This window comes from Kosakonia sp. S42 (assembly GCF_016624785.1).
GTDB lineage: Bacteria > Pseudomonadota > Gammaproteobacteria > Enterobacterales > Enterobacteriaceae > Kosakonia > Kosakonia cowanii.
In genome coordinates, this window is sequence record NZ_JACVTW010000069.1 from 1 (window position 1) to 3,893 (window position 3,893).

At 51.1% G+C, this 3,893-nt stretch carries 5 protein-coding genes and 2 pseudogenes; 6 read left to right on the top strand and 1 reads right to left on the bottom strand.

Going from position 1 to position 3,893, the window contains the following annotated elements; genetic code table 11:
• Positions 1 to 191: 191 nt before the first annotated feature.
• Positions 192 to 341, bottom strand: a pseudogene (locus tag IAE50_RS25470) (DNA methyltransferase); the annotation flags it as partial.
• A gap of 121 nt (positions 342 to 462) precedes the next feature.
• On the opposite strand from IAE50_RS25470, the gene IAE50_RS25475 reads away from it, so the two are divergent.
• From IAE50_RS25475 to IAE50_RS26610, 6 genes and pseudogenes are all read left to right on the top strand, one after another.
• Positions 463 to 627 (top strand): hypothetical protein, encoded by a 165-nt coding sequence (locus IAE50_RS25475; RefSeq protein ID WP_200581666.1) that lies wholly within the window; start codon positions 463 to 465, stop codon positions 625 to 627.
• Between the two features lie 245 nt (positions 628 to 872).
• Positions 873 to 1,385 carry a tyrosine-type recombinase/integrase gene (locus IAE50_RS25480; RefSeq protein WP_200581667.1) on the top strand — a complete coding sequence of 171 codons (513 nt, stop codon included), beginning with the start codon at positions 873 to 875 and terminating at the stop codon, positions 1,383 to 1,385.
• Between the two features lie 15 nt (positions 1,386 to 1,400).
• Positions 1,401 to 2,150 carry a tyrosine-type recombinase/integrase gene (locus tag IAE50_RS26670; protein WP_200581668.1) on the top strand — a complete coding sequence of 250 codons (750 nt, stop codon included), beginning with the start codon at positions 1,401 to 1,403 and terminating at the stop codon, positions 2,148 to 2,150.
• On the top strand, positions 2,057 to 2,323 hold the full coding sequence (locus IAE50_RS26915) for a hypothetical protein (protein WP_375288159.1): 267 nt from the start codon (positions 2,057 to 2,059) through the stop codon (positions 2,321 to 2,323). The genes IAE50_RS26670 and IAE50_RS26915 overlap by 94 nt, the downstream gene beginning before the upstream one ends.
• Before the next feature lie 358 nt (positions 2,324 to 2,681).
• Positions 2,682 to 3,077, top strand: a pseudogene (locus IAE50_RS26580) (tyrosine-type recombinase/integrase); the annotation flags it as partial.
• Positions 3,078 to 3,132: 55 nt separating this feature from the next.
• Positions 3,133 to 3,231, top strand: coding sequence for a hypothetical protein (locus IAE50_RS26610; protein ID WP_305067895.1), 99 nt, complete (start codon positions 3,133 to 3,135; stop codon positions 3,229 to 3,231).
• Positions 3,232 to 3,893: the final 662 nt, after the last annotated feature.

Genomic DNA, 3,893 nt, shown 5'->3' on the forward strand with positions numbered 1-3,893 from the left:
CGTCATGTCCTCTGCCGCGCCGGCGATGGTTTCACGGGTCCAGACCAGCAGGGCAAATTTTTCATTGTCACCAAAGGCGCGTTTAAGTTTTTTATTCAGTGCCTTACGGGTGCCGTACATCATGATTTTTCTCGTCTTCATTCGGTTCTGCGGGCGACGCTGCCGCCCGTCGTGTATGCGGGGGGCGGATATCAGGCGGCAACGGGGCGCTGCCGGGCGCGTTGCTCCCCGATCCGTCGAAGCGCGGCGGCGTGGTACTGAGGCAGCAACCCGATGCCAATCCATCGCCGGCCACACTGATCAGCGGCCACGCAGGTTGAGCCGCTGCCCGCGAACGGATCTTATGTGGTGGAGATCGTTATGTTGTGATGAAGGTCTGAAAGCAGACGTGGCAGGCAGGTGTATAAATATCAATCAATATAATGGTTCTTGTCTGGCTCTGAGGTCAAAGGAGGCGCTGTCATGAAAGAAGCTGTGCCGTCTCAGGTTGATGCCGGTTCGTCAACACCGTACTCATGTAGCAACAGTAATCCGCAACTTGTTGATTTTAAATATTATATGAAGCATGAGCTGGGGCTGTCGTCGGCAACGGTAGCGGCCGGGTCTTTGTCATCCGTCATTATCTGACTGCCTGTGATGTTGCCTCTGATACCGATATATTCTCTTTTGGGGCAGCCGAGCGTTTTCTGAAATATCTGAGCAGTTATCGTAACTATTCCCGGAAGTCTCTTCAGCACGTTACTCACTGCCTCCGGGCGCTCTTCAGGTATGGTGCCAGAAATCGTTTATGCCGCGAGGGACTGGCCGACTGTCTGCGCAGCACGCGGGTTTACTCTCTGGATTCTGTTCCTGAAGGGCCTGCCTGGGACGATGTGCTACGACTGCTGAGAGACGCTGAAGGTGATAAACCCTCTGATATCCGTGCCAAAGCCATTCTCATGCTGCTGGCCATTTATGGTTTAAGGCCATCTGAAATCAAAACACTTCAGCTGAGTGACTTTGACTGGGAACGCGAACTGCTGACCATTGACTGTACCAAAACCAGACGTAAGCGAATTTTTCCACTCGCCAGACCGGCTGGGGAAGCGGTTCTGCGCTACCTGAAGGATGTCAGACCGCCTACGCCATACCGGCATGTTTTCCTGACCCTGTACGGCGCACGGCCTGTCCGGGATATCTATATGCTTGTGTCTGAGCGACTGAAAAAACTGAGCGTCTCTCTGCCCCAGTATGGGCCGCGTGGCCTGAGGCACGCCTGCGCAACAAGGCTGATGGAGGCCGGTATGCCGCTGGATCTGATAGGTATGCACCTGGGACACACGGACGCAGATGCGACGCGCGTTTATGCCAAAGTGGATATGAAAGCACTGCGCAGGGTTGATTGATATCGGGAAATACCTGTGAAGCTTCAGAGCCTGATTGACCAGTTTATCGCCTACCGGCAGGCGCTGGGTGAGATATGGCTGGATAACTGTACGCCACGCGCTTTTGGCTGGTTTATGGGAACTGAAGCCAGTCTGGAAGACGTGAAGCCTGAAAGCGTTAAGGCATTTCTTGCCGGCAAAGGCGCGCTGACGCAGACCTGGCACATCAAATTCAGTGGCCTGCGAAGTTTATATCAGTATGCCGTCAGCCGTGGCCTGGTCGATACAAATCCGCTATCACTGATGTCGCCCGTCCGGCCAGCGGCATTTGAACCTTACATATACTCTCAGGCTGAGCTGATGATCCTGTTCAAGGCAGCTGAGAATGTTGCCTGGGCCAGAACGCTTTATGCTGGCGATTTACATCTCATCCTTCTGCTTATTTATTCCGCAGGCCTGCGCGTCAGTGAACTCATCAGGCTGGACCGGGGGGACGTCGGCCTGGAAGAGTGCGTATTGAAAATACGGCAGAGTAAATTCGGTAAAACGCGCCTGGTGCCATTTTCCCCTCAGCTGCGGGATAGGCTGTCGGCTGTTGAAGCACGACATAATATCCCTGAGGGCAGCACCCCGTTTTCGTCTCGCCTGCGGGAAACAGGATATGTTACACGCTGCAGAATTATTTCCGGCGGTTGCGCAATGAGTGCGGTATCACCCGCCATGGTGGCGCACGATATGAACCACGGATTCACGATTTACGCCATTCATTTGCCGTACACCGACTAACTTCATGGTACCGAAACGGTGATGACGTACAGCTGCTGCTGCCTCATCTGTCCGTTTATCTCGGGCACGTTCATCTCAGGGCCACGCAGGTTTATCTCAGCATGACGCCTGAGTTCCTCGGAGAAGCCAGCCGGCGTTTTGAAAAATATGCTCCTGGAGGAAACAATGACTGATACCCGTCTGCTCAGTTTATGGGTGCGCCGCTTTCTGCTGGAATATCTGATAAGTGAGCGAAACCTTTCAGTTAACACACAGAAGTTACCGGGACATGCTGCGTCTGCTTCTGCCTTTCGCTTCCGAAACGGCCGAAAAGGCAACAGATAAACTCCTCGTGGAAGACCTTTCAGAAGGCTGCGTTCGCAATTTTCTGATAAGGCTGGGAGATGAGCGGCATTGCAGTGCTTCAACCCACAATCAACGACTGGCTGGCATCCGCTCACTGGCACGGTTTATTGCCATGCATGCACCTGAATACACCAACTGGTATGGCAGGCTGAAAGTATCCCTCTGCATAAAAGCAGTACAGCCCTCATTAGTTATCTTGAAAAAGACGAGATGGATGCGCTGCTGGCTGCGCCGGATGTTAAAACAGCTCAGGGGCGACGGGATCGCGCCATTCTACTGTTTATCTATAATACTGGCGCCAGAGCGGACGAGGTCGCACACGTAAGGCTCATGGATATAAGTATGAACAGGAATATCGGGAGCGGAAACTCCTCAGTCTTAATCCATGGTAAAGGCAACCGGTGCCGACAGTGCCCTGTCTGGCCGGTGACAGAGTGTTCTCTACAATTATTAATAAAGAACCGTCAGCCGGATGAAACACTTTTTATTAATCGTGAGCACCGGCCCCTGACACGGTTCGGCATCCACGATATTGTTGTACGTAACGCTGCTATTGCAGCACGTACCATTCTATCCCTTTCAGAAAAACGCGTGAGCCCGCACACCATTCGGCATTCGGCACACTACCGCCACTCATTTGCTCAGAGCGGGCGTAGATATCAATACAATCAGAGCCTGGCTGGGTCACGTATCACTGTCGACAACGCTTATTTATGCAGGGTTGATATTCAGATAAAAGCGCGGGCGCTGATGATGTGTGAACCCGATCAGAAAGGGCGGATTTTTAAGCCCTGGAAGCACCAGGAAGATGTAATGGCTTTTTTAAACTCACTCTAAAAGTGGAATGAAGATTTCCCCGCCTGAAGTCCAGACGGGGAAACTTTTTAGTTATGAACTTTCACCGGGGTACATTTTGGCGCGGTAACCACCGGTTCCTGTCCAAGGATCCCTGGGATCATCTGGGATTTACAGTCGAAAGTACGGCCTTTATCCGTGGTCGCACGGTAAGACAACATCTGAGATCCCAGCGAATCTGGATTAGTGGCAGATACGTTCGTAACGGTTATCTCATCAGAAGAACCCAGCCCCAACATTTTTGCCGTTTCAGACTGTAATGGAGGAATAGCCTCATTAGAAGACATTGTGCTACATCCACTCAACACAAGCAGAGACAAGATAACAAGGATCCTGTTTTTCATGATTTTTTTCCAAGAATATTAAATAAGAGGTTAAACAGCATAATAATTTATTTAATACAGCAGAGTAATTTTTAACCTTTCAGTTTATTAATAGCAATATGTTATGTGAGCTTGATTGTGCCTATTTCATTTGGAAATCGATAGTTACCTGTAGTGGCTCGCAATCGAAATCCCCCCGACTCGCAATCGGCGCAATTTT